Raw genomic sequence first — 5,401 nt, forward strand, 5'->3', positions numbered from 1 at the left:
TCTTCTGGCCGCTCGTAGTCTTGAAAAACAAGGAACATTATACGATTCAGCTCGCCCTGCAGCAGCTCTTTACAACCCGTGACGGGCTTGATTATGGTATGATCATGTCCGCAACCTTTACCGCCACCCTGCCGCTGCTGATCGTGTTCCTGCTGTTCAGCCGCTGGGTCATTGCCGGCCTGACTTCAGGCGCAATCAAGAGTTAAATCTGGTTTTGGCCGGTAAACAAGGAAACCGGAAGTTCCGTGAAGAATAGTAAATAAAGCAGAAACGCCAGAGCCGTCCTTTTAAAAAGAGGGCGGCATTCGTTTCGCTTAAGTCACCTTAAGGCAGCAGGGAGAAGGTAAGGAGAAATGAAGCTACGGCGCAAAATTTTATTCGCTATTATTCTTCTCGTGTTCATTCCCGTAATCATTATGGGTACCGTTACCTACGTGTATTTCTCAAGTGCGATGGAGAAGAAATCAAGTAATTTCTATTGGATCTCTCTTTTGGAGACAGACCGCAAGCTTAAATTTGCGCTCAGTGAAATCTCTTCGATCACCAATTCGGCCATTACACAGCCGGCGATTCAGCAGTCGCTGAAGCAGCCGAATTTCGTGCTGACGTATGACCGCAAGCAGGAAATCAACAATCTGCTGATTAACCATCCAATGATTACCTCCTTCAGCCTTTACGGCAAGGACCGTTTGCTTTATCAGTACAATGCGCCGATGTCTTTTGCAGATATGCGTAAACAGGTGTGGTATGGCGCCATGGAAAGTGCGGAGGGCCGGCCCGTCTGGTCAGGTCCAGGAGAGAATGGCTCCGAAACCTCCGGAAATCCGGTGCTTGTACAGGCCAGAGTCATCAAAGACTATTATTCCCTTGAGGATATAGGCTACCTCGTCGTTTATGTTAAGCCTGATTTGCTTGATCAGATTTTCTGGGAAGCAGCGACGCTGAAGAAAGGGGATATTCTGCTTGTCAACAAACAGGGCAATATCGTCTTCAATAAATCCGGGGAGCATATCGGACAACGGACGGATTTTCCATTTTTACAGGAGGATTATACCCAGACGCAGGACTATTACATCGACAATTATCAAGGAGAGAAATCACTGATTACTTTTCTGCCTTCACATAATGCGGACTGGTATCTGGCAGCGATCACACCGATGAATCTGATTTCCTCGGAGTCGGCTTCCATCCGCAATTTAGCCATTATCTTGGGAACGGTTTCACTTTTGTCCGCCTTTTTATTTGACCGTTATTTTATCAGGAGGCTTGTACGCAGCATCAACAGTGCGGTCAACGGGATGAAAAGGGTAAAGCAGGGGATTTTTATGCCCATAACCAGCCCTGTGCGGTCCGATGATGAAAGTGACCTGCTGATCGACGGATTCAACCGGATGAGCTCACAGATTAGTGAACTGATCCAGCAGGTACAGACGGAACAGGGACGCAAAAAGGAAGCGGAAATGCAGGCGCTCATGGCGCAGATCAATCCGCATTTTATCTATAATTCACTCGAATCCATCAACTCCATGGCGGTGCTGGCAGGCAACCGTGACATCAGTAAGATGGTCGTCTCGCTCGGCAAGCTGCTGCGGATCAGCATCAGCCAGAATCAGGAGCTGATTCCGCTGCAGATGGAGTTTGAGCATGTCCGGCATTATCTGGATATCCAGAAATTCCGCTTTGAAGATAAGTTCAGCTATGCCATCGATCTGCCCGATCCGCTCAAACTGGTGATGACCCAGAAGCTGATCGTACAGCCGATCGTGGAGAATGCGCTTTATCATGCCATTGAGCAGATGGAAGAGCATGGGGTGATTACAATCGGTGCACAGGAGAACGGCAAGGATATTATCATCATTGTGAAGGACAATGGTCCGGGCTTTGACCTGACGACCTTGATGAGTCTTTGGGATAAGGAACACAGCAATCCGAAGAAATACAGCGACAACGGGGTGGGGCTCCGGAATGTGCATGAGCGTCTCAACATCCGTTTTGGCAATCCTTACGGCATTCTAGTCTGTTCATCTCCGGGATTCGGTTCGACCATCTGTATCCGTATTCCAAAAATTCAGCCATGAAGAACGTAAGCGGGACGAAAGTGGGGACAAATGCTGTGAGATGGTTAACCAAATGGGGCTGGATTTTGCTCTATATCTTAATAATGGCCGGAGCGGTGCTGTTTATAACAATTGGCTACAAGGAGCCGATCGAAGACAACTCTCCCGAGAAAATAACGCTGACCTTCCGCCATTTCTGGATGAAGGAGCATGACCGGCCGCTGCTCGCTATCTTTGAAGAGGTCGTCCGGGATTATCAGAAGGAACATCCGAATGTGAAGGTAAACTTCGAAGGCTTGGACCAGACTATTCACCGCGAGCAGAAGCTGAAAAGCGAAATGGTCACCGGTACGCCGCCCGATATGTTTGTGCTCTTCGGCGGTGCCGAGATCGAGCCGTATGTTCGTTCCAACCGTCTGATGGATCTGACGGATTTCGTGCAGGAGAACGGCCTGAGAGACCAGTTCAGCGATCTGCAACTCTGGACCTTCAACAATCATATCTACGGGCTGCCGATTGAAGGAAATGCGGAACCACTCTATTATAACAAGGCTTTGTTCAATAAGCTGGGTATCAGACCTCCAGGGACGGTGGAAGAGCTTGATAAAGCGATCAGACAGCTGAAAAAAGCCGGCTACATCCCCTTTGCCCTCGGCAATGAAGACCGCTGGCCTGCAGGCATTTTTGCGCATTATCTGATGGACCGTTATGCCGGACCGGTCCTGATTCAGAAGCTGGTAACAGGCAAAGATGCAGTCACCTTTAAGAATAAGGCCTATCAGCAGGCTTTTGAGCATCTGAAGAAATGGATTGATGAAGGGGCATTCAGCAGCGCTTCCAATGATACCTCACCAGAAGAGGCGGTCCGGATGTTCACGGGCGGTGAAGCCGGGATGTACCTAAACGGTAACTGGGACATCAACCTTTTTACGGGGGAGACAGCTCCTGCTGATTTTCAGAACCAGGTAGGCGTCATTCCCTTTCCTTCATTAATCAAAGGAAAAGAAGCCTCGATTGCAGGCGGCTATACGATCGGGATTGGCCTATCTTCCAGCCTGACAGAAGCTAAGCGGGAGGCGGCACTGGAATTGATGAAAGCCTTCTATACGAAGGAAATCCAGACACGGATCGTCTATGAGGGATTAAGAATTCCCTCCATGCGCATCACCTTTGATCCGGAGAAGACAGGGCCGGTGTTTGCTCAAGTCATGACGGTGATGGAACAGAACCACCAGAGCTTCGTGCCTTATGACAACTTATTGTCACCTGAAGTGAAGAAGACCTTCCTCAGTGTGATCGAAGATATGATTGACGGCGGTCTGTCTGCTGATGATGCTATTGGGCAGCTGCAGACCTCGTCCGAGCAATACTGGAATCTCATACAAAGCTCAACACTTCAATAATCTGGGAGGTGCCGGGAATGGGTGCACGGCAAGAGAAATATAAAGTACTGCTGGTGGATGATGAGCCGATCATTCTGCGCAGCCTGAAAGTGGCGATCACGTGGGAGGAGCTGGGTCTTACCATCGCGGGTGAAGCGCGGAACGGTGAAGCGGCATTGAGGCTTATTGAAGAGCATTCCCCGCATATTGTGATCAGTGATATCCGCATGCCTGTGATTGACGGGATTGCTTTAATGAAAGAAGTGCTGCCGCGGAGTGCGAAGCTGCTGTTTATATTTATCAGCGGTTACGGTGAATTCGAATACGCACGGGATGCGCTGCGGCTGGGCGCGTTTGACTATCTGCTGAAGCCGATTGACCATGACGAGCTGACGGAAATGCTGACCCGGGCGCGGCTTAAGCTAGACCGCCAGAAAGAGAATGAGCAGCTGATGCATTCGGTGCAGATGCTGTCCATGCTGGCGAGAGAAAGGATGTTCACCGAGTTCACACTTGGCAATGCGCGTCCGCTGCAGCATCTGAAGTGGCTGGAGAACAGCGAACTGGAGGGGGAATATTTCATGGCTGTTGTCCGGCTGGACGATTATGCCGCCCTAACCGCCAAATGGAGCGCAGAAGAGAAACATCTGTGGCTGTTCGCAATCCGCAATATTCTTGAAGAGTGGTCGCTGGAGAACGGGGCATTGTCAATCTTCCCGTTCTACAATGGAGAGTGGGTGCTGTTGTTCCCAGGAAGCCTGAGTACAGTCAAAAAAGAACTCGGTGAGCGGCTGGTTGCCGATATTAAGCGCTATTCCAAGCTGCACTGTTCTGTGGGCATCAGTCGCAGCACACAGGGAATAGATCAATTAAGCACCGTATATCCCCTAGCTGCCAAAGCGCTGTACCAGCGCTTTTACTCCGGTCAGGCGGGGGTATTCATTGAAGAGGAGACGCCGGAGGACGCCGGACGTGAGGTGCAGTATCCAAAGGAATTGGAGCTTTCGCTCATTGAGAGTATCCGTACCTTGAATCTGGAGCGGATGCTGGCCCTGTTCGATGAAATGGCCAGCTTTATTGAATCCCAGTCGCTGCCAAAGGAATTAGCACAGCGGATCATTATCGAGCTTGTCGTAGTCTTGTACAGACAATTTGAGCAGCTGAACATGCAGGCGGAGTGGTCGCTCGAAGGGCTGCTGGGCAAGCTGCAGGGACTGGGAACACTAGCCTCTGTTATCAATGTCCTCAAGGAGGACTTCCGCAGCTGGATGCAGGAGGGCAGCAAGCAGGTCACCCGTGAAGACGGCCGGAGTGTCGTCGATAAGGCCAAGCGGTACATTGAAGATAATTATCATAAAGATCTTAGCATCGAAGAAGTTGCGGAAGTGGCGGACCTAAGCATCAGCCATTTCTGCACCTTGTTCAAACAGATCTCGGGTTATACCTTCCTGGAGTTTGTGACCTACTACCGGATGGAGAAGGCTAAATATATCCTTCAGAACAGCAATGTGAAGGTCTATCAGGTGGCACCGCTTGTCGGATATCAGGACCCCAGATATTTCACCCAGGTGTTCAAGAAGGCAACCGGCAAAACGCCGACAGAATACCGTGAGCAATATGCTAATCAGGCGAATGAAGGAATTTAATAATAATTGGATCAAGGAGAGGGTATGATATTTGTCATACCCTCTCCTTGATGTTTATGCCTTACTGTCATGATACTTCCTTCCTTATAATGATAAGTATAGATGAATGTATCCATTACCGGACACACGAGGAGGAAACGACCAGATGACGAAGAGCAATGCTACCCAGCTCTCAAGCCTAAAAAAAAGCGTGGCCCCTTTTGAACAAAACGACCATAAAAGAAGTATAAACCAGCTTATTAATACCCTCGGACCGCTGATCCTGTTATGGGCCGCAGCCTACTTGAGTCTTTCTGTATCTTATTGGCTGACCTTG

3 protein-coding genes and 2 pseudogenes are annotated in these 5,401 nt (G+C 49.6%); all 5 read left to right on the forward strand.

From position 1 onward, the window contains the following. Positions 1 to 206, forward strand: a pseudogene (locus AQR02_RS33855) (carbohydrate ABC transporter permease); the annotation flags it as partial. A 147-nt stretch (positions 207 to 353) separates the two neighbouring features. After that, positions 354 to 2,078, forward strand: coding sequence for a sensor histidine kinase (locus AQR02_RS09135; protein WP_054940300.1), 1,725 nt, complete (start codon positions 354 to 356; stop codon positions 2,076 to 2,078). After that, complete coding sequence (locus AQR02_RS09140; protein WP_187388772.1) at positions 2,075 to 3,460, forward strand: ABC transporter substrate-binding protein; 1,386 nt, start codon at positions 2,075 to 2,077, stop codon at positions 3,458 to 3,460. The genes AQR02_RS09135 and AQR02_RS09140 overlap by 4 nt, the downstream gene beginning before the upstream one ends. 17 nt (positions 3,461 to 3,477) lie before the next feature. Next, positions 3,478 to 5,085, forward strand: coding sequence for a response regulator (locus AQR02_RS09145; protein ID WP_054940302.1), 1,608 nt, complete (start codon positions 3,478 to 3,480; stop codon positions 5,083 to 5,085). A gap of 145 nt (positions 5,086 to 5,230) precedes the next feature. Further along, positions 5,231 to 5,401: pseudogene (locus tag AQR02_RS33860) on the forward strand (fatty acid desaturase); the annotation flags it as partial.

Source organism: Paenibacillus ihuae (assembly GCF_001368795.1).
GTDB classification, from domain to species: Bacteria; Bacillota; Bacilli; order Paenibacillales; family Paenibacillaceae; genus Paenibacillus_AQ; species Paenibacillus_AQ ihuae.

Bases quoted from the DNA above. Each gene is read 5' to 3' on its own strand.
- AQR02_RS09135 (WP_054940300.1), top strand. From the start codon at position 354: ATGAAGCTACGGCGCAAAATTTTATTCGCTATTATTCTTCTCGTGTTC.
- AQR02_RS09140 (WP_187388772.1), top strand. From the start codon at position 2,075: ATGAAGAACGTAAGCGGGACGAAAGTGGGGACAAATGCTGTGAGATGG.
- AQR02_RS09145 (WP_054940302.1), top strand. From the start codon at position 3,478: ATGGGTGCACGGCAAGAGAAATATAAAGTACTGCTGGTGGATGATGAG.